This is a genomic window from Leekyejoonella antrihumi (genome assembly GCF_007845645.1).
Taxonomy (GTDB): Bacteria; Actinomycetota; Actinomycetes; order Actinomycetales; family Dermatophilaceae; genus Leekyejoonella; species Leekyejoonella antrihumi.
On record NZ_VCQV01000003.1, the window covers coordinates 70491 to 90059 of the forward strand.

The window sequence follows — 19569 nt, forward strand, 5'->3', positions numbered from 1 at the left end:
AGTTCTACCCAACACCGGGCGGACTGGCCTGCGCGGCGAGCCAGGCGCGCACCTGGTCGGCGTCGGCGTCGTTGCTCGGTGGTGGTGTCGGGTCGGTGGTGCGGTAGGCCGTCCACCGGATCGGATGACGCACCTCTCGGGTCCATCCCGCGCCTACCTCGACGGTCGGCTCGAGGCCGAGGCTCTCGGCCAGCTGAAGAGCCTCGGGGATCGTGTTGACCTTGCCCGCGGGCACCCGTGCCGCATGCAGCACCTGCACCCAGTGCTCCACTTCGCGGGCACCCAGGAGCGCCTCCAGGTCCTGGATCAGCGCCTCCCGGTGCGCGACACGCTCGGGATTGGTCGCATACTCGGATCGCTCGGCGAGCCCGGAACCACCCAGCGCCCCTGCCAGCCGACCGAACTGGACATCGTTGCCGCACGCCACCGCGATCAGCCCATCGCGGCAGTGCAACGTCTCGTAGGGAGCGATGCTCGGGTGCTGGTTGCCCATGGCCCGGCCCGGCCGGCCGGTCTCCAGGCCGGCCTGCCCCTGATTGACCAACGATCCGAGCAGGCTCGTCAGCAAGGTCAGCTCCAGTCGGTCACCACGCCCGGTGCGGCCGCGGGCGATCAGGGCTGCCAGGATCCCGGTGACCGCATCCTTGCCGGTCAGCACATCGACCAGTGCGACGCCGACCTTGGTCGGCTCACCCTCAGCGTCGCCGGTGATGCTCATCAGCCCGCCGACCGCCTGCACGATGAAGTCGTAGCCGAGCAGGTCCTTCCCACCGGCGCTGCCGAACCCGTTGATGGAGCAGAAGATCGACCCGGGGTTGACGGCACTGATCGCGTCGTAGCCCAGGCCGAGCCGGTCCATCGTGCCGGCGGCGAAGTTCTCGATCACGACGTCCGCGTGCGCGGCAAGGTCGAAGGCCGTCTGCCGGTCCTGCGGATCCGTCAGGTCGAGGGCGATGGACTGCTTGCCCCGATTGACGCTCTCGAAATAGGTTGCGCCGTGGTCGGAGTAGGGCGGTCCCCACGCGCGCGTGTCATCGCCCAGGCCCGGCCGCTCGATCTTGATCACCCGGGCGCCGAGGTCCGCAAGGGTCATGGTCGCCAATGGCCCCGCAAGCACCCGGCTGAAGTCGGCGACCACCAGGCCCTCCAGCGGCGCGCCGAGCTCTCCCACCCGCGACGGCGTGTTCGGCTCGGTTGTCACGCGGAGCTCCTCTGCAGTCCTCAGCTCGATGCCCGGTCCCGCGACCATCGAGCACTTCGTCGATTCTACGGTTGGGTGCGAGGTCGAAGGCCGGGTGGCTCTCGGCATAGGCACGCCTGTCGCCTTCGGGCCGTGGTCGGCGCCAGGCGTGCCTCCGGAACGTTGTCGGTGGGCGGTGCCATAGTCGAAGGCATGGACGAACTGCTGATGCTCCGTGGTGAAGAGCACGACTGCGCAGACTGTGGGACGGTGACGATCTTCCTGCCGCTGGAGAACGACGAATGGGTCTGCACCGCTTGCGACGGAGCAGTGCTGCTGCCGGTCTTCGCAGCCTGACCGGCCGGTCGACCTCGCTCAGGTCTTGCGGGGTCTGGGTTTGGCACGAAGGTGAGCTCGCTCGCCCTGCTTGCCGAACAGGCTGAGGAACTCGACGGGTTCGGCGTCGGCTGCGCCGAACCAATGCGGCACCCTGGTGTCGAACTCGGCCGCCTCGCCCGGTGCCAGCACGAGGTCGTGCTCGGCGAGCACGACGCGCAACCGCCCGTCCAGGACGTAGAGCCACTCATATCCCTCGTGCGTCTGCGGATCGGGTTTCCGCCGTTCCCGGCCGGCCGGAATCACGATCTTGTAGGCCTGGATGCCGCCGGACCGGCGGGTCAGCGGCACCGTGGTCATGCCGTGCACCGTGGTCGGGCGCAGGTGGATCCGCGGATCGCCGGTCGGAGGGGCATCGACGAGCTCGTCGAGTGTCACGCCATACGCCTGAGCCAACGGGAAGAGGAGCTCCAGCGTTGGGCGCCGGGTGCCGGACTCGAGTCGAGACAGTGTGCTGACCGAGATGCCGGTCGTCGTCGACAGGTCGGTCAGCGTGGTCTCCCGCTGCTGTCGCAGTGCGCGCAGTCGGGGGCCGACGGCTCCGAGGGCCTGGTCGAGATCGCTGTCCATGGCTGCTAGTTTGCCATACTGGCAAAGCAAGTTGCGGTTACGGCCGGCTGCGCCGCACAGTTGTCCGTGGAGGTGGTCAGGATGACCGACGAGCTGGACACCCGCTACGACGTGGTGGTGATCGGCGGCGGCGCTGCCGGACTGAGCGGCGCGCTGATGCTGTCGAGGGCACGGCGATCGGTCCTGGTGGTCGATGCCGGCGCCCCGCGCAACGCCCCGGCGGCGGGGGTGCACGGGCTGCTCGGACACGACGGGATCCCACCGGATGAGCTGTTGGCTCGCGGCCGGGCGGAGGTGAGCTCCTACGGCGGCCAGATGGTTTCCGGGAGCGTCGAGGCGGTGCGCGAGGACGGCGACGGTTTCGGGCTCACCCTGACCGGCGGCCGGTCGGTCCGAGCGCGGCGGCTGCTGCTGGCCGTCGGGCTGGTCGACGACGTGCCGGACATCCCGGGTCTGCCCGAACGGTGGGGGCGCGACGTTGTGCACTGTCCCTACTGCCACGGCTGGGAGATCCGCGACGCGGCGATCGGGGTGCTCGCCACCGGTCCGATGGCAGTGCATGTGGCGCTGCTCTTTCGGCAGTGGAGCCAGGATGTCGTGCTCTTCACGCACACCAGCTCGGCACCGACCGGCGAGGAGGCGGAGCAGCTCGTCGCCCGCGGGATCCGAGTGGTACCCGGTGAAGTCACCGCGCTGGAGGTCGCCGGCGACCACCTCACCGGCCTGCGACTGGGCGATGGCACGGTCGTTGCCCGAGACGCAGTGGCGCTCACGCCCCGGATGGTGGCGCGCACCGAATTCCTGTCGCAGCTCGGGCTGCACGCGGTGGAGCACCCCTCGGGCGTCGGCTCGTACCTTCCCACGGACGGCCTGGGCCGCACCGACGTCGCCGGGGTCTGGGCGGCAGGCAACATCACCGATCTCACCGCACAGGTCGGCGCCGCTGCCGCCCAGGGAGCCGCGGCCGGAGCCCAGATCAACGCCGACCTCCTGGCGCAGGAGACGCAGGCCGCGGTCGCCGCCTACCGGCGGTAGCCTGTGCCAGGTACACCAAAAATGTTCTGACAACGTTCGGGAGCAACACATGGCCTACTCCGTGGACTTCCACACCGTGTCGGCAACCGGCCTCGAGTCGTCGCCGGTCGCGGAAGCGCTCGCCGGACTGCGGGCGAACGAGGCTCGCTACTACAAGAACAAGTACGACCACGAGTTCACCGTCGAACCCGCGGCGGACGCCGGGTCGACCATCGATCGGGTGCACCGGGTCCTCAAGGACGAGCGTGACATCGTGATCTCGTCGCGTCCCTTGGAGGCGACGGAGTTTCGGGTCGAGGGCCTCCACCTGGCCTATGTCTTCTATGAGAGCGGCCTGTCGATCAACGTCATGTACAGCATCGACGGCATCGGCAAGCGGGCGGTCGGGTTCAAGCTGTCCGACGGGATGGACGTGCCCGACGAGCTCGCCACCCGATTCAAGTTCGCCAGGCAGAAGTCGAAGCTGGCCGGCACCATCCGCGGATCCTACTTCGTGATCAAGGGCAAGTACCCACCGTCCTGACGGGGCTAGATTCACCTCACGACCTCAGTTCCACTCACCGGTTCGACCGGAGCCATCGGCGGTCTGGTCGCTCGAGCTCGATGGGGTCGGCGATCGCCCGCTAGATGCCCCTGGCCATGCGGTAGTAGGCCGCGTTCCAACGCAGCTCCCGCTCGACGTCGGACGGGGTGGTGTCCTGGTCGATCACGACGAGCTCGGCTCCCACCATCCGGGCCAGGTCCTCGAAGGTTTCGCGGCCGAGCGCCGTCGAAATGACCGTATGATGCGCGCCGCCCGCGAGCAGCCACGCACCTGCCGACGTGGCCAGGTTGGGCTGCGGCGCCCAGATGGCATGGCCCACCGGCAGCCGTGGAAGGCCCTGGGGCGCCGCGACCACCTCGACCACGTTCGCGACGAGTCGCAGCCGGCCGCCCACGTCACTCATCGCGACGACGACCCCGGGTCCGGCATCGGCCTCGAATACCAGCCGGACCGGGTCCTCGCGGTCACCGATGGCCAGCGGATGGATCTCGACCCGCGCGCGTGCGGTGGTCAGCGTCGGGCAGACCTCCAGCATATGTGCGCCCAGGATCAGCTCGGAGCCAGGGGTGAGGTCGTACGTGTAGTCCTCCATGAGCGAGGCGCCGCCCGGTAGGCCGTGTCCCATGACCTTTGCGGCGCGCACCAGAAGCGCGGTCTTCCAGTCGCCTTCGGCCCCAAAGCCGTAGCCGTCGGCCATCAGCCGCTGGACCGCAAGGCCGGGTAGCTGACGCAGCCCGCCGAGATCCTCGAAATTGCTTGTGAACGCGTTGAACCGACCCTCGACCAGGAAGGAACGCAGTCCCAGCTCGGTCCTCGCGGCGTAGCGGAGCGACTCGTGACGCTCACCACCGGCGCGCAGCTCAGGGGCCACGTCATACAGATCGAGATAGGTCTCCGTGAGGACGTCGACGTCGTCGTCCGAGGCTCCGTGCACCCGCTCGACGAGGTCGTTGACAGCCCACGTGTTCACCGAGACTCCGAAGACCGACTCCACCTCGGTCTTGTCGCCATCCGTGACCGCGACGTTGCGCATGTTGTCCCCGAATCGGGCAAGTCGCAGCGAACGCAGCTCCGCAAGGCCCGCCGCGGCCCGGGCCCAGGTGCCGACCCGAGCCTGCACGTCCGGGTTCGAGCCGTGACCGACGACCACCTTCCGCGCAACGGCCAGCCGGCCCAGGATGTAGCCGAACTCCCGGTCGCCGTGTGCGGCCTGGTTGAGGTTCATGAAGTCCATGTCGATGGTCGACCACGGAAGCTCGACGTTGACCTGGGTGTGCAGCTGCAGCAACGGTGTCGACAGCACTTTCAACCCGCGGATCCACATCTTGGCCGGACTGAACGTGTGCATCCACGCAATCAGGCCGATGCACCGGTCATCGGCCGCGGCCTCCAGCATCAGCCGCCGGATCGCCTCCGACTCCTTCAGCACCGGCTTCCATACGACACGCACCGGCAGGTCCGCGGCCTCATCGAGCAGCGCCGACACGGCGTGCGACTGCCGGGTCACCTGGTCGAGGACGTCCTGCCCGTACAAGTCCTGGCTACCGGTGAGAAACCAGATCTCCCGGCCTTCGAATGGGCTTTCCATCGTCATTCTGGGCGCTCCCTTCCTTGGCTCGCACCCGGCACCGACGGCGACGAGCCCGGCTGCCCATACGCGTTCTGGTATCGGTCATGGAGCGAGGCGACGGCGTCCTCGGGAATCGGGACGGGTGCCCCGAGCTGGCGCGCGAGGTGGATCGTGCGCGCCACCTCCTCGAGCATCACCGCCGCCTTCACCGCGGCCCGCCCGTCACGACCGATCGTGAAGGGACCGTGGTTGAGCATCAGGACCGCGGGCGACCGCGACCCGCGCAGCGTCTCGACGATGCCCCGACCGATCGAGTCGTCCCCGATGATGGCGAACGGCCCGACGGGGATCGGACCGCCGAACTCGTCGGCCATCATCGTCAGGACGCAGGGGATCGCCTCTCCACGCGCCGCCCATGCGGTCGCGTAGGTCGAGTGGGTGTGCACGATCCCGCCAACCTGTCGCAGGTGCCGATACACGTAGGCGTGCGCGGCGGTGTCCGAGGACGGCACCCGATCTCCGTCAAGCAGGTTGCCGTCCAGGTCGCACACGACCATGGCCTCGGGTGTCAGCGCGTCGTAGGTGACGCCCGACGGTTTGATGACCATCAGGTCACTCGGGCCGGGGCCGGACTGCGGATCAACCACGATCCGCTCGGACACATTGCCGGCGGTCCACACAACGAGGTCCCAACGCCGCAGCTCACTGTGCAGCTGCGCCAGGTCGACTCGCGCGTCCTGCACCGCGGCAGCGACCGTGTCAGAGAACATCGACGGCCACCTGCTGCAGTGCGAGTCCGGCCGTATACCGCTCGAGAAATGCGCCGTAGCCGCGTACATCGGCCAGATCGGGGTCGATCACCTCAAGCTCCTCATCGATGAACACCTCGCGGGCGAGAAAGCGTTCCAGATCGGATTCGGAGGACGCCAGGAACGCGGCAAGGACCGCGATCCCCCACGCGCCGCCCTCGGGCGCCGACCCGCCTATCGACACCGGCGCGTCGACCGCTGCCGCCAGGAGCCGCCCGGCGATGCGCTCGGTCCGAAACAGGCCGCCGTGAGCAAAGAGGGTCTCCAGGTCGATACCGGCCTCCTTGAGCACCCGCATGCCGATGGTGAGCGTTCCGAACACGCCGAAGACGAGGGCTCTCGCAAAATTTGCGAGGGTCAGGCGACTGTCGGGCGTGCGCACGACGATGGGCCGGCCGCCGGCCGGGCCTCCCGCGATCGGCTCACCGGACAGGAAGTTGTAGGCCAGAATTCCGCCACCGTCCGGCTCGCCGGAAAGAGCCTCTCGCAGCAGCACTTCGAAGACCGCGTCCGCGTCGACGTCGCGCCCCAGAGCGGCTGCGAACCGCTGGAACACCGAAGCCCACGCCTCGAGCTCGCTCGCGCCGTTGTTGCAGTGCACCATCGCGACCGGCGCCCCCATCGGGGTGGCAACGACATCGATCTCCCGGTGCATCAGCTCGAGCGGCTTGTCGAGGACCACCATCGCGAACACGCTGGTTCCGACGCTCACGTTGCCCGTGCGTGGCGAGATCGAGTGCGTCGCCACCATTCCGGTGCCGGCATCTCCCTCCGGAGGGCATAGCGGGATGCCCGGGCCAAGCGCGCCGGTCGGATCGAGAAGGGCGGCGCCGTCCGGAGTGAGCCGACCCGCCTCCCGGCCGGCGAGCAGCACCGCCGGCAGAAGTTCGGCGAGGCTGCGTCCGAAACCGTGGCCGGCCAGGAGCTCGTCCGCCGACGCCAGCATGCGTCCGTCGTAGCTGCCGGTAACCGGGTCGATCGGGAACATGCCGGCGGCGTCGCCCACGCCGAGCACCTTGCGCCCGGTCAGACGCCAGTGCACATACCCGGAGAGTGTCGTGAGGTAGTCGACCCGCCGCACGTGCGGCTCGTCGTCGAGCACCGCCTGGTAGAGATGCGCAACGGACCAGCGGTGCGGAATGTTCTGCCCCAAGAGGTCACTCAGCTCCGCGGCGGCGCGCGCGGTCGAGGTATTGCGCCAGGTGCGGAAGGGGACGAGGAGGCAGCCCTCATCGTCGAAGGCGAGGTACCCGTGCATCATCGCCGACACACCCAGCGCCCGGAAGGTCGTGGGCCGTGCGCCGCAACGGTCCTCGACATCCATGAGCAGGTCACCGATCGCCCCTTGCAGACCGGCCCAGGTGTCGCCGAGGTCGTAGGTCCAGCTGTCGTGGGAGAACTCGTTCTCCCACGTGCGACTTCCGGTGCCGATTACCCGGTGGTCCGCCCCGATCAGGCAGGCCTTGATCCGGGTCGACCCGAACTCCACGCCGAGGCAGGCTCGGCCCTCGGCAACCGCTCGCCGCTCCTGTGCCGTGTCCACGCCTTCTCCTCAGGTTGAGATCATGACGAACTGGCCGCAACGACAGCACTTCCCATGCCCGCACGACGGGCCGTCGGACGAACAGCACGAAGACCGGTCCTAGGCCGAGTCCTCTTCGATCTGCTGGCGGTAGGAGGAGACCATGAACTCGGTCAGCTCGGCCAGGGAGGTGTCCTTCGTGCGCTTGTCCAGGACGACCCGGCCTTGCTCGACGACGTTGACCCGATCGCACAGCTCGAAGATATGGGTGTAGTTGTGGTCGATCACCACCATCGACACACCACGCTTCTTGGCCAGACTCTGCACCAGATCGATGATCAGCTTCGCCTCCCTGGCACCCATGGCGGCCAGCGGCTCGTCCAGCAGCAGGATCTTCACGTCATCTCGTCGGGTCGCCCGGGCTACGGCGATCGCCTGACGCTGACCGCCGGAGAGCTTCTCCACGGGCACATCCACCGAAGGGATGTCGACCTGGATGTCGTGCAGGTAGCGTCGCGCGTCGTCCCGCATCCGTCGGTTGTTCAAGAACCGCAGCCGGCCACCGGTCGTCATCTCCCGGTTGAGGAAGAGGTTGTGATAGACCGACAGCTGGTCGACGAGCGCCAGGTCCTGAAATACCGTCTCGATCCCATGACTGCGGGCATCCTGCACGGATCGCAGTTGCACCGGCTTGCCGTCCAGGTACATCTGGCCGCCGTCCGGCACCTCATACCCGGTGATGATCTTGACCAGAGTCGACTTGCCCGCGCCGTTGGCACCGACCACGCCCAGCACCTCGCCGGCCTCCAGGTGCAGGTCGACACCGCGAAGCACCTTGACCGCGCCGAAGCTCTTGGTGATCCCTTCCACCCGCATGACGGGCTCACGTGAACCGCTCTCCGCCACGGCATCCTCAGTCATCTCGTCCACTCCCGCCGACGTGTCACTCGCCTGCCCGTTGCATTTTTGCCCGACCGTCTCATGAGGAGCCCTGTTCTTGTGGGCGGCGACCGGCCCGCCGGCTGCGTAGGACCAGGCGAGCGAACGAGCCGTAGACCCCACCACCCTTGCCTGATCGCACCAGTTCCAACTGGACGTTGAGGACCATCGCGCCGAGGATCGCCAGGCCCAGGACAAGCTGGTAGGCGAACGCGTTGATGCCGATGATGTTGAATCCGTCCTCGAGGACACCGAGCACGATCGCTCCGATGGCTGCGCCGATCATGGTGCCTCGGCCGCCCGTCAGGGCGGTGCCGCCGATGACGGCCGCAGCGACCCCGTAGAACATCAGTACCAGGCCGTCGGTGCCAGGATTGAGGCTGCCGATGCGGTAGCCATCGAGCAGTCCCACGAACCCGCCGAGCAGCGAACACAGGACGAAGCACCAGACCTTCACCGCGCCCACCTTGATGCCGGATTCTCCCGATGCGGTCTGATTGCCACCGACGGCCGTGATGTGCAGACCGAAGGTCGTGCGCCGGAAGATGACGTATCCGAGGACGGCGATGGCCAGCGCCCAGAGGATCGAGGAGTAGGTCCAGCCGCCGAGCACGTTCGCAATCGTGCCGGCACCGGCCGGGTTGATCTGAATCCCGTTGGAGGACAGCAGCACGATCCCCTGCAGCGCGAACACCGTACCCAAGGTCGTGATGAATGAGGGAACCCCGAGATGCACAGTGATCAGGCCGTTGATGCAGCCGATTGCCGCGCAGATGAGCAAGGTGACGATGGTTCCAGCGACCACTCCGAGTCCGGCGTCCTTCAGATAGACGACCAGGAATGGTGACAGCACATACACTTCGCCGACCGACAGGTCGATCTCACCGAGGGTGAGGACGAACACCTCGGCGATACCGACGATCATGATCGGCGCGACGTAGCTGGACAGAGTGGACAGGTTCGAGACACTGCTGAACGCCGAGGAGTAGACGCCGAAGAAGATCGCCAGAGCGACGCCTATCAGCGCGATCACCAGCTCCTGGCCCTGCAGCAGCCGACTCTGCCAGAACTTCCCTCTCACGAGGCGGACCCGCGGCGTCCGGTAGCCGGCGCGGGCCGACGCCGGTGAAATGGACTACTCATTGCTAGCTCGCCTGGATGCTCGAGGGAACCTTGAGGACCTTCTTCGCGCTGCCGGATCCCTCATAGCGATCCGTGCTGCTCAGATACGGGTCCACATTCGCCTTGGTGACGAACTTCAGCCCGGTGTTGGTCTCGACCGGAGCCACCAGCCCGCCCGACACCTGGTAGAGGAACAGCTGCAGGATCGGCAGGAAGCCCTGCAGGTAGGCCTGCTGGTCGATGGTGAAGTCGAGGCTGCCGTTCTTGACCTGTTGCAGGGTCGGTGTGCCGACGTCCCAGCCGGATCCCTTGACTCCTGTTGACTTGAACTTCGCCACTGTCTTGGCGACGGCGATACCACTGCCGGCATCCACCGCATACAGGAACTTGGCGCTCTGGTGGCCCTGGAACCAGGACTCGACGGCGGACAACTCCTGTCCCTCGAGCGCGCCGGTGGTCACCTGGACGAAGTTGATCCCGGCCGGCTCCAGCACACTCTTGGCACCATCGGCCCGCGGCTGAATGTTGCCAGTGCCCGGGGTCGCGATCATGCAGGCGACCGTGTCGCCCTTCTTCACCTGCTTCAGGATCCGCTGGCCCGCCTCCACCCCGGCCTGCTTCAAGTCCTGGCCGATGTAGGACATGACCGGGGTCACGCTGCCGGCCGGCGGGTTGGCGTTGTAGGAGATGACCGGTATGCCGGCCGACAAGGCTTTTTCCGTCGGAGTGGTAAATGCGGTCTTGTCAATGATCGGCACGCCGATGCCATCAGAGTTCGCCGTGATCGCACTGTTCATCGCGTTGACCATGTCGGACACGACCGAGTCGGTGGATCCCGTCCAGCTGTAGCTGCAGCCCAGGATGTCGCAGGCGTCCTGCGCGCCGTACCGAGTGGGTGTGAAGAACGAGTTGGTCGTGACGTGGTTGACCAGGGTGAACTTGTACTTCTTGTGTCCGGGGAAGGGTCCACCGCCGCTGGAGCCACCACTGGACCCGCCGCTGCTGCTGCCACTGCTTCCACTGCTACAGGCATCGAGCAACATGGTCAGTGCCGGCACACCAATCCCCAGCACTCCAGCATTGCGAATCATCCGCCGGCGCGACATGTCTCGCAGAACCGGATCCAGCTGTCCGTCGCCTGCTGAGCTACTCACCATGGTCTGCTCCTTTGCATTCTGCCGACTCGCCGATATGCCGACAAATCGATGACTTCTCTACGTTGAGAATCCCCGGATGAAACGTTTAGCAAAGACAGCCGGGGAATGCAGTCTGTCTTCATTCACGGGCATGACTGATAAAGGGGTCGGTTGAATAACGTTGCCGACCACAAACACGACGTCGACTGACTCGATACCTTCTCGGGTGCAGATCCTCGGTGCATCTGAACCCACGATACGACCAAATGTGACCGGTCACAAGACTCTCCAGAAATCGACGGCTCGCGTAATCAAATCGTTATCTTCAGGTGGCATGTGACCCGGAACTCGCTATTGTGTGGGGCGTGACGATTCACGCCCATTCGCGAGATAGTGCAAGCATCCGTGATGTGGCCAAGCTGGCCAACGTGTCCCATCAGACGGTCTCGCGCGTCCTGAACGGGCATCCGAATGTGCGGCCGGCCACCCGGCAGCGTGTGCTCGATGCTGTGGCCGAGCTGAGGTTCAGACCGAACAGGGCGGCCCGCATGCTCGCCACCAACCGCAGCTATACGGTCGGCGTGCTCATGACCGCGAGCCACGCCTACTACGGGCCCAGCAGCGTCATGAGTGCCATCGAGGACGCGGCTCGAGACTCCGGGTATTCCGTCCTACTGGCCCGTCCCCGGGACACGGAGGTTGCCGAGTTCAGTGCTGCGGTCGACCATCTGATCCACGAAGGTGTCGAGGGAATCGTCGTGGTGGCGCCGCAAATTCGAGCCGCGGAGGCGATGATGACACTGCGCGAGCCGGTGCCGGTAGTCATGATTCAGTGCGAGGTCGCGGATCCCGGGCTCTCGGTCGACAACGAGGTCGGTGGAGAACTGGCCGCGCAGCACCTGTGGGAGCTTGGTCACCGCCGGATCGCCCTCGTCGCGGGACCCGCGGACTGGTCCGAGTCCGGCGCGCGGACGAGGGGGTTCGAGAGGTTCCTTGCCTCAGTGGGCGCGCAGCCGGTTGCCGCTGCGGGCGGCGACTGGTCCTCGATGTCGGGATACAACGCCTTCGGACACCTCGCCGATACCGCCTTCACCGGCGTCTTCTGCGCAAATGACCAGATGGCACTCGGTTTCATCCACGCCGCGTTCGACCACGGGATCAACGTCCCCACCGGCCTCTCGGTGGTCGGCTTCGATGACGTCCCGGAGGCCGCGCACTACCTGCCCCCGCTGACCACCATCCACCAGGACTTCGACGTGCTCGGGCGCCGTGCCGTCGACCGGCTGCTCTCCGCGATGCAGCAAGACGCCAATGCTGCCACGGATGAGGCCTTCTCGCTCCGCCCACAGCTCATCGTCCGCAAGTCGACCATCCCTCCCGTCCTAAACCCACCGTCGGCACTCGGGTCGCCCTAGAGTCGTCGATGCCCGGCGCGCGCCGGCGCTCCTGCCTCATTCCCCTGGGAGACTCATGACCGCCGGACTCTCGTCCCCGCTACTGACCAGCGCCACCCGTCGGGCCGGCCGACGGTTGATCCCGTTCCTCGGTCTGCTCTACCTGGTCAACTACCTCGACCGTTCCAACATGAGCTTTGCCGGACCCAACGGCATGAACGACGCGCTGCACCTGAGCTCAGCGGGCTTTGGCTTCGCTGCCGGCATCTTCTTCTTCGGCTACCTCCTGCTCGAGGTGCCCAGCAACATGATCCTGCACAAGGTCGGTGCCCGGCGGTGGATCGCACGCATCCTGGTGACCTGGGGGGTCGTTGCCGGTGCAGTGGCGTTCGTCAACACCGCTGGGATGCTGTACTTCCTGCGCTTCCTGCTCGGCATCGCCGAGGCTGGTTTCTTCCCCGGCATCATCCTCTATCTGACGTTCTGGTTCCCCCAGGAGCAGCGCGCGAAGGCAACAGCCTGGTTCATGGCAGCCGTGCCGTTGTCATCCGCCATCGGGTCACCGATGTCGGCGTTGCTCATCGAGCACGGCCACGGCTGGTTCGGGCTGGACGGCTGGCGGGTGATGTTCCTGGTCGAGGCGATCCCGGCAGTGATCCTGGGTGGCGTCTGCTGGTTCTTCCTCGACGACCGACCCGCCATGGCCAAGTGGATGCCGCAGCAGGAGCGCGATGCCCTGACCCAGGCCATCGCGACCGAGGATGCGGAGCGCAGCGACGCCTACCGGGTCGGCATCCGGGAGTCGCTGGCCAGCGGACGCGTGTGGGCGCTGGCCGCCGTCTACTTCGGCATCGTCTACGGCCTGTATGCCGTGGGGTTCTTCCTACCGACGATCATCAAGGGCTTCGAGTCGCAGTTCCAGGTGACCTACTCGGTCATGCAGCTCGGCCTGATCACCGCCATCCCGTTCGTCGTCGGCGCGATCGCGATGGTGCTGTGGGGTTATCACGGAGACCGCACCGGCGAACGCGTCTGGCACGTCGCAGGCCCCACCATCGTCGGTGGCCTCGCGATCCCGATCACCCTCTACCTCGGATCGCCGGTGGCCGCTATGGTGGCCGTGACGATCTGCACGGTCGGGATCATGTGTGCGCTGCCCACCTTCTGGGCACTGCCGACCAACTTCCTCGCGGGCGCCGCCGCCGCCAGCGGCATCGCGCTCATCAACGCCATCGGCAACACCGCCGGCTTCCTCGGCCCCTACATCACCGGCTGGCTGGCCGATCTCACCGGCAGTGAGAAGGCCGGCCTGTGGGCCGTCGGGTTCGCCATGGTGGCAGCCGGCGTGATCGCGGTGGCTCTCAAGGCCGCTCCCGCCACCCCACATTCGTCGAAGTTGGCAGAATCTGACGCAATAGCGTGAGAATCTGCCAACACCGGCCGGCCATCCACGGCGCGCCCCGAAGAAAAGCTGCCTGAACGCCGCATCCGGTCCGGGTCGACGTGGCACAGTGAGGTGTCGAACGAGGGGGCTGGATGCGACAGGCGCTGCGATATCGCTGGATGCAGGGCGTCAGTATCGCCGTCCTCGCCGCGTTGGTGACCACCTGCGCGGTCTTTGCCCCGCTGTATGACCGAGCGCTGCAGCAGTCGATGGTGCGCACCCAGCTCGCCCACGCCCCGGTCGATGTCAGCGGCATTCGTCTCGTGTCGCTGACTCCGGATGTCACCGGTGCGCAGCCGCTGAACGGCCAGGACCTGGCCGCGCTCGTCCCGCCCAGCGTGCAGCGGTTCATGCAGCCGGCCGTGACCAGCTCGACTCTGGAGGTGGGCACCCGGCCGTTCAATGTGGCCGCCAAGTCAGGCTCTCTGGTCAGCCGATCGGGTGCATGCCGTCACCTGACCTTCGTCCACGGACGGTGCCCCACGGCCCAGTTCGACATCGCGATCAGCACCGCCGACCAGCACAACTACGGCTGGCACGTCGGCTCCTCCATCCCGATCACCGAGCTCGTCACCAACGTCCTCCCGAGCAAGTCCGCCCACGCGACACTGCACGTCGTGGGTGTCTACTCCGCGCATCCGGGCAACTACTGGTTCAAGGCGACACCCACGGGGCAGTCGGGTCTGACCGACCCGGTGACCAGTCACGCCGGTCACGACTGGTGGATCACCCCGGCCTCCACGATGTTGGCGGCACCGTGGGCGGCGCCGGTCAACGAGGCCGATCTGGTCATGCGGACCGACCGGGTGGATCTCGACCGGCTGCTGGCACTGCGGGCCCCGATGCAGAAGTTCCTCGCCTCGCCGGTGCCGGTGATCGGCAACGGCACCGGCCAGTCATCCGCGTATGCCTCGTCCGGCATCGTCGACCTGGCGAATGCCGCGGCGCACGGACGCGACCAGGCGAACATCCTCGTGCCGCTCTTCATGGTCCAGCTCGCCCTGCTGATCGCCCTGACGCTGTGGCTGGTGCTGCGCGCCGCGATCGACCAGCGTCGCCCCGAGGTCGCCCTCGCGCGACTGCGCGGGCGCAGCTCCGCGGGCGCCCGCGGCATGCTGCTCGCCGAACTGCTGCCACTGATCGTGGTGGGTCTGGTCGGCGGCGTCGCTGCGGCATTCGCGCTGTCGTGTGCCGCACGGCACACCTGGCTGGTCGCCGGTGCCCCGTTCGAGGTTCGCCCCCCGGTGCTCTACACGGCACTGGCCGCGGTCGTCGGGCTGATCGGGATGGTCCTGGTCGCCGCGCAGGCCACGGCGACCGCCGCTCCTGCAGAGCTGCTGCGCCGAGTGGTGCCTCGGCGGCGTGGTTGGGCGATGAGCGTCGGAGACCTGCTGGTGGTTGTCGTCAGCGGCGCGGCATTCATCGCGTTCGCGACGGGATCGCTCAGTGGTCCGGTCGGCACTGCCGCGCCGACGCTGCTCGCCCTGGCGGTCGGCCTGCTGCTGGCACATGCCCTCGGCCCGGTCACCGCCCTTGTCGGGCGCGCGATGATGCGCCGCGGTCGGGCTACCGGCGGTCTGGCCATGCTGCAGATCGCGCGCCGGCCGGGAGTCCGCAAGATCATCGCCACAGTCACCGTGGCCACCGCGCTGCTGACCTTCTCCTACGACGCGCTCGCTGTCGGCATAGGCAATCGGACCGCCCGGGCGCAGGCAGAGACCGGTGCCGCCCTCGTCGCCACGGTGGGCGGGACCGATGTCGCCGCCACCCGCGCCGCTCTGCACGACGTCGACCCGAGCGGCCGTGAGGTAACTCCGGTCGTCCAGCTGACCGCACCCGGCGAACAGGGCACCACCACGCTGGCGGTGGTGCCAAGCCAGTTCGCCCGCATCGCCGACTTCCCCGGGCTCGACCCGGCGCAGCTGCCGTGGACGAGACTTGCCGCGCCGAAGACACCGCCGATCCGGCTGCACGGCACGCAGCTGACGCTGCAGCTGGCGTCGGCCAAACTGCAGGCCACCGGGCCGGAGCCCATCCCGGGCGCCGGCCTCACCCCGGGTCAGCTGCAGGCCGTGCTCGTCAACAGCGAAAGTCTGCGGACCGTGGTGACGCTCGGTGAGCTGCCGATCGCCGGGTCGAGCCGGCACTCGCTCAGTGTCTCCATCCCGTGCGCCAAAGGCTGTCTGCTGACCGGTTTTCAGGAGTATGCAGGCGGTATCCACCCACCGTTCACCACCTCGGCCACCCTGGCCGACGCCTCCGTGTCCGGGCATCCGGTCGATCTCGGGAGCGCCGGCGCCTGGCGCAGCATCACCGCCGCCGGCGACGGCTCCATGACCACGCAGGGTGCGAACGGCAGCCTCGGCATGGACCTGAGTCAGTCGGGAACCAGCGCCGTGGCCATCGAGCACGCGTCGGTCCCAGCCCGGATACCCGCCCTGGTCTCCGGCCCGCTGCCGGCGGGTTCGCAGGGAAACCAGTTCCAGGCTCAGGGGCTGGACGGCATCCTGCGCGACGTGACCAAGGTAGGCACGCTCGCCTATGTCCCTGGGAGCGATCCCGACACCACCCTGGTCAATCTGGACGTGCTGCAACGGGACGGCGCGGCACCGACGAGCACCGCACTCGTGCAGATCTTCTTCGCTCGCAACGATCCTGCGCTGCTCGCCAAGGTCTCCACGGCCCTCAAGGCCCACGGGCAGGGCATCATCTCGACCATCAGCGCCGCCCAGGCCCGAGGCGTCTTCGACCGGTCGGCTGCGACGTGGGCGCTGCAGCTCGGGGTGGTCGTCGGTGCGACGGCGGCGCTGCTCGCGGCGCTCGTCCTGCTGATTGCCGTGGCAACCTCCTGGCGCCTGCGTTCGAGGGACTATGCGGCACTGAGGATGGCGGGGCTGCGGCGCCGCCAGCTCGCGCTGATCTCGGTGGGCGAGCAGTTGCCCGTGGTGATCATAAGTGTGCTTCTCGGCGTCGCCTGTGGTGTGATCGGAGCGCACTTCGCGATGCCGCACGTGCCGTTGTTCGCCACCCCACCGGCCATTCCGGTGATCAACTTGTCGATCTCCTGGCCGGCGGTCGGGCTGGCCGGTATCGGTGCGCTCATCGTCGTTGGCGTGGTCGCCTGGCTCAGTGGACGCTGGGTGGCCGGCCGCGCGCATCTCGACAGTCTGCGCGAGACACTGTGACCGAGCTGCAGGGAGGAATGCCGTGAGCGGAGCTGCAATCTCCACCCGGGGACTGGTGCACATCTACCGATCCGAGGGGCACGACGTGGCGGCGCTGTCCGGCGTCGACCTGTCCGTGCGGTCGGGGGAGATGATCGGGCTGCTCGGGCCATCCGGTGCCGGCAAGTCGACTCTGCTGACGCTGCTCGGCGGACTCTTCCGACCCAGCGCGGGCAAGATCTACATCGGCGACCACGAGCTGACCGCACTCACCGTCAAGGAGCTGGATCGTCTGCGGGCCCGGGAGGTCTCATTGATGCTGCAGGGTGCGTCACGCAATCTGCTGCCCTACCTCACGCCGCGTCAGAACGTCGAGTTCGCACAACGCGCCGCCCGGCGAGACTCGGCAGACCTTCCCGACGTCGGTGAGGTGCTCGACCGGGTCGGGCTGTCGGAGTATGCCGATCACCACCTGAGCGGGCTCACTCCCGGCCACCTGCAGCTGGCGGCCGTAGCGGTCGCGATCGCCACGGATCCCGGGGTGGTGCTGGCGGATGAGCCCACCAGCCAGCTCGACCACGAGGCTCGCGACACCGTGCTCAAGGTGCTCGCCGACATCAGCGCCCAGCAGGGCACGACGGTGGTGCTGGTGACTCACGATCCACAGGTCGCCGCGGTGATGCCGCGCACCATCACGATCCGCGATGGCCGCATCGGCGGCGAGGGCCGTGCGGGCGAGGAGTATGCAGTGGTCACGGCCGACGGGTTCGTGCACCTGCCCGACCATGCGCTTGCCGCACTCCCACCCGGGACCCTGGTGCGCGTGCACGACCAGGACGGGATCTACCAGTTGATCCCGGAGCACGAGGCCGGCGGTACGCCCGGCGCGACGAAGGAGGGGTCATGACCGTCGACCAGGTGCAGCCTCGCGGCACGAGCACGCTGTGCGCCGAAGGGGTGCGGGTTGCCTATGGGCCGGTCGTTGCACTCCGTGACGTTTCGCTGACAGTGCATCCAGGTGAGTTCCTCGCCGTAACAGGGCCTTCCGGGGCCGGCAAGTCGTCGCTGCTCTGGGCTCTCGGCGGTGCGCTGCGCCCGCAAGCCGGCGTGGTCACCTACGGCGACGAGGCGATCGGGGACCGCGAAGGTGCCAGCCGCGCCGGGATCGTGCTGGTACCGCAGGGAAATGGCCTGGCGACGACGCTCACGGCCATGGAGAATGCGCTGGTCCCCCTCCTGGTGGCAGGGGTCGATCCGAATGAAGCACACGACCGGGTGCAGGCAGCGCTCACCGCTGTCGGACTCGAGGACTCCGGCAACCACCTGATCGAGGAACTCTCCGGCGGTCAGCAGCAACGGGTCGCCGTGGCGCGAGCCCTCGCTACTCGCGGCGACATCATCCTGGCGGACGAGCCCACCAGCGACCTGGACTCGGTGAATCGCGAGCGCGTCATGACCCTGCTGCGGGAGGAGTCCGCCGCCGGAGCACTGGTGATCATGGCGACCCATGACCCGGAGGCTGCGGCCCAGACCGATGCGGAGCTTGCGCTCGACGAGGGGGCCATGTCCTGGAAGAGGCCACAGCCACACCGCTCACCGGACTAGGTTGTCGGCGCGGACGCGAACCGACTGCGCAGCGCGAGGGACACATACACCAGCGCCACCAGCACCGGCACCTCGATGAGCGGGCCGACCACGCCCGCGAGCGCCTGGCCCGAGGTGACGCCATAGGTGGCCACCGCGACGGCGATCGCGAGCTCGAAGTTGTTGCCGGCCGCGGTGAACGCCAGCGTGGTGGTGCGCTCGTATCCCAGGCCGGTCGCCCGGCCGAGCGCGAAGCCCCCACCCCACATCAGCGCGAAGTAGGCCAGCAGGGGCAGCGCGATGCGTGCCACGTCGCCGGGGCGGTCGGTGATCTGCCGGCCCTGCAACGCGAAGAGGATCATGATCGTGAACAGCAGTCCGTAGAGCGCCCACGGCCCGACCCGGGGAAGGAACCGGCCCTCATACCACTCCCGTCCGCGCGCTCGCTCGCCCAGCCGCCGGGACAGGTAGCCCGCGAGCAGAGGAATGCCGAGGAATACCAGCACCGATCCGGCGATCTGCCACGGCGACACCGACAGTCGAACCTGCGACAGCCCCAGCCAGCCGGGTAGCACGGAGAGGTAGAACCAGCCGAGCACCGCGAACATGACCACCTGGAAGATCGAGTTGATCGCCACGAGCACCGCGGCGGCCTCCCGGTCGCCGCAGGCCAGGTCGTTCCAGATGATCACCATGGCGATGCACCGTGCCAGCCCGACGATGATCAGGCCGGTGCGGTAGGCCGGGAGATCCGGCAGCAGGATCCACGCCAGCGCGAACATCACCGCCGGCCCGACCAGCCAGTTGAGCACCAGGGACGTCACCAGCATCCGCCTGTCGCCCGTCACGTGATCCAATCGGTCGTAGCGCACCTTGGCCAGCACCGGATACATCATCACCAGCAGGCCGAGAGCGATCGGCAGCGAGACCCCCTGGATCTCAAGGGTGCTCAGCGCATCGCCCATGCCTGGCCAACTGCGACCAAGAAGAATTCCGGCGACCATCGCCGCGCCGATCCACAGCGGTAGCAGGCGATCCAGCCTCGAGAGGCGCCGAACGACTGCGGCGCCTGCACGATCGGTGGTGACTCCGGCGGTCATGCGGCGTGCGCCTCGTTGCAGCAGACGGCCTGGACGCGGGGCATGGCCCACCCTTCATAT

The 19569-nt window shown here is 67.6% G+C and carries 16 protein-coding genes and 1 pseudogene; 8 read left to right on the forward strand and 9 right to left on the reverse strand.

What is annotated here, in order from left to right:
* Positions 1-4: 4 nt before the first annotated feature.
* Positions 5-1201 carry a CaiB/BaiF CoA transferase family protein gene (locus FGL98_RS02945; protein WP_246136342.1) on the reverse strand — a complete coding sequence of 399 codons (1197 nt, stop codon included), beginning with the start codon at positions 1199-1201 and terminating at the stop codon, positions 5-7.
* A gap of 192 nt (positions 1202-1393) precedes the next feature.
* Here FGL98_RS02945 and FGL98_RS25195 point away from each other — a divergent pair, with 192 nt between their 5' ends.
* On the forward strand, positions 1394-1537 hold the full coding sequence (locus FGL98_RS25195) for a hypothetical protein (RefSeq protein WP_186525942.1): 144 nt from the start codon (positions 1394-1396) through the stop codon (positions 1535-1537).
* 18 nt (positions 1538-1555) lie between these two features.
* Here the strand turns inward: FGL98_RS25195 and FGL98_RS02950 are convergent, their stop codons facing one another.
* The gene (locus FGL98_RS02950) at positions 1556-2146 is read right to left on the reverse strand and encodes a helix-turn-helix domain-containing protein (protein WP_146315180.1); all 591 of its coding nucleotides are present in this window, start codon (positions 2144-2146) and stop codon (positions 1556-1558) included.
* Between the two features lie 81 nt (positions 2147-2227).
* Here FGL98_RS02950 and FGL98_RS02955 point away from each other — a divergent pair, with 81 nt between their 5' ends.
* Together FGL98_RS02955 and FGL98_RS02960 are read left to right on the forward strand one after the other, a co-directional pair.
* Positions 2228-3181 carry an NAD(P)/FAD-dependent oxidoreductase gene (locus FGL98_RS02955; RefSeq protein ID WP_146315181.1) on the forward strand — a complete coding sequence of 318 codons (954 nt, stop codon included), beginning with the start codon at positions 2228-2230 and terminating at the stop codon, positions 3179-3181.
* A gap of 49 nt (positions 3182-3230) precedes the next feature.
* Entirely contained in the window at positions 3231-3704 is a 474-nt protein-coding gene (locus FGL98_RS02960) for a phage tail protein (RefSeq protein WP_146315182.1), read from the forward strand.
* 100 nt (positions 3705-3804) lie between these two features.
* On the opposite strand, the gene araA is transcribed toward FGL98_RS02960, so the two are convergent.
* From araA to FGL98_RS02990, 6 genes are all read right to left on the reverse strand, one after another.
* Positions 3805-5313, reverse strand: a complete 1509-nt coding sequence (araA, locus tag FGL98_RS02965) for an L-arabinose isomerase (protein ID WP_146315358.1) — start codon at positions 5311-5313, stop codon at positions 3805-3807.
* Positions 5314-5315: 2 nt separating this feature from the next.
* The gene (locus FGL98_RS02970; RefSeq protein ID WP_146315183.1) at positions 5316-6065 is read right to left on the reverse strand and encodes an L-ribulose-5-phosphate 4-epimerase; all 750 of its coding nucleotides are present in this window, start codon (positions 6063-6065) and stop codon (positions 5316-5318) included.
* Positions 6055-7647, reverse strand: a complete 1593-nt coding sequence (locus FGL98_RS02975) for a xylulokinase (protein WP_146315184.1) — start codon at positions 7645-7647, stop codon at positions 6055-6057. The genes FGL98_RS02970 and FGL98_RS02975 overlap by 11 nt, the downstream gene beginning before the upstream one ends.
* Positions 7648-7746: 99 nt before the next feature.
* Positions 7747-8547, reverse strand: coding sequence for an ATP-binding cassette domain-containing protein (locus tag FGL98_RS02980; protein ID WP_186525943.1), 801 nt, complete (start codon positions 8545-8547; stop codon positions 7747-7749).
* A gap of 58 nt (positions 8548-8605) precedes the next feature.
* A complete protein-coding gene (locus FGL98_RS02985) occupies positions 8606-9646 on the reverse strand; it encodes an ABC transporter permease (RefSeq protein WP_146315185.1) in 1041 nt (346 codons plus the stop codon).
* Positions 9647-9710: 64 nt separating this feature from the next.
* Complete coding sequence (locus FGL98_RS02990; protein ID WP_146315186.1) at positions 9711-10844, reverse strand: substrate-binding domain-containing protein; 1134 nt, start codon at positions 10842-10844, stop codon at positions 9711-9713.
* A gap of 344 nt (positions 10845-11188) precedes the next feature.
* On the opposite strand from FGL98_RS02990, the gene FGL98_RS02995 reads away from it, so the two are divergent.
* From FGL98_RS02995 to FGL98_RS03015, 5 genes and pseudogenes are all read left to right on the forward strand, one after another.
* Positions 11189-12238 carry a LacI family DNA-binding transcriptional regulator gene (locus FGL98_RS02995; protein ID WP_186525944.1) on the forward strand — a complete coding sequence of 350 codons (1050 nt, stop codon included), beginning with the start codon at positions 11189-11191 and terminating at the stop codon, positions 12236-12238.
* 55 nt (positions 12239-12293) lie between these two features.
* On the forward strand, positions 12294-13640 hold the full coding sequence (locus FGL98_RS03000) for an MFS transporter (protein ID WP_146315187.1): 1347 nt from the start codon (positions 12294-12296) through the stop codon (positions 13638-13640).
* Between the two features lie 113 nt (positions 13641-13753).
* Positions 13754-16846 (forward strand): ABC transporter permease, encoded by a 3093-nt coding sequence (locus FGL98_RS03005; RefSeq protein WP_146315188.1) that lies wholly within the window; start codon positions 13754-13756, stop codon positions 16844-16846.
* Positions 16847-16868: 22 nt separating this feature from the next.
* Positions 16869-17732 carry an ABC transporter ATP-binding protein gene (locus tag FGL98_RS03010; protein WP_146315189.1) on the forward strand — a complete coding sequence of 288 codons (864 nt, stop codon included), beginning with the start codon at positions 16869-16871 and terminating at the stop codon, positions 17730-17732.
* 92 nt (positions 17733-17824) lie between these two features.
* A pseudogene (locus FGL98_RS03015) lies at positions 17825-18430 on the forward strand (ABC transporter ATP-binding protein); the annotation flags it as partial.
* Here the strand turns inward: FGL98_RS03015 and arsB are convergent.
* The gene (arsB, locus tag FGL98_RS03020; protein WP_146315191.1) at positions 18427-19509 is read right to left on the reverse strand and encodes an ACR3 family arsenite efflux transporter; all 1083 of its coding nucleotides are present in this window, start codon (positions 19507-19509) and stop codon (positions 18427-18429) included. The pseudogene FGL98_RS03015 and the gene arsB sit on opposite strands and share 4 nt — an antisense overlap.
* Positions 19510-19569: the final 60 nt, after the last annotated feature.

Bases quoted from the DNA above. Each gene is read 5' to 3' on its own strand.
- araA (WP_146315358.1), bottom strand. From the start codon at position 5,313: ATGGAAAGCCCATTCGAAGGCCGGGAGATCTGGTTTCTCACCGGTAGC.
- FGL98_RS25195 (WP_186525942.1), top strand. From the start codon at position 1,394: ATGGACGAACTGCTGATGCTCCGTGGTGAAGAGCACGACTGCGCAGAC.
- FGL98_RS02960 (WP_146315182.1), top strand. From the start codon at position 3,231: ATGGCCTACTCCGTGGACTTCCACACCGTGTCGGCAACCGGCCTCGAG.
- FGL98_RS02950 (WP_146315180.1), bottom strand. From the start codon at position 2,146: ATGGACAGCGATCTCGACCAGGCCCTCGGAGCCGTCGGCCCCCGACTG.
- FGL98_RS02970 (WP_146315183.1), bottom strand. From the start codon at position 6,065: ATGTTCTCTGACACGGTCGCTGCCGCGGTGCAGGACGCGCGAGTCGAC.
- FGL98_RS02980 (WP_186525943.1), bottom strand. From the start codon at position 8,547: ATGACTGAGGATGCCGTGGCGGAGAGCGGTTCACGTGAGCCCGTCATG.
- FGL98_RS02990 (WP_146315186.1), bottom strand. From the start codon at position 10,844: ATGGTGAGTAGCTCAGCAGGCGACGGACAGCTGGATCCGGTTCTGCGA.
- FGL98_RS02955 (WP_146315181.1), top strand. From the start codon at position 2,228: ATGACCGACGAGCTGGACACCCGCTACGACGTGGTGGTGATCGGCGGC.
- FGL98_RS03005 (WP_146315188.1), top strand. From the start codon at position 13,754: ATGCGACAGGCGCTGCGATATCGCTGGATGCAGGGCGTCAGTATCGCC.
- arsB (WP_146315191.1), bottom strand. From the start codon at position 19,509: ATGACCGCCGGAGTCACCACCGATCGTGCAGGCGCCGCAGTCGTTCGG.
- FGL98_RS03000 (WP_146315187.1), top strand. From the start codon at position 12,294: ATGACCGCCGGACTCTCGTCCCCGCTACTGACCAGCGCCACCCGTCGG.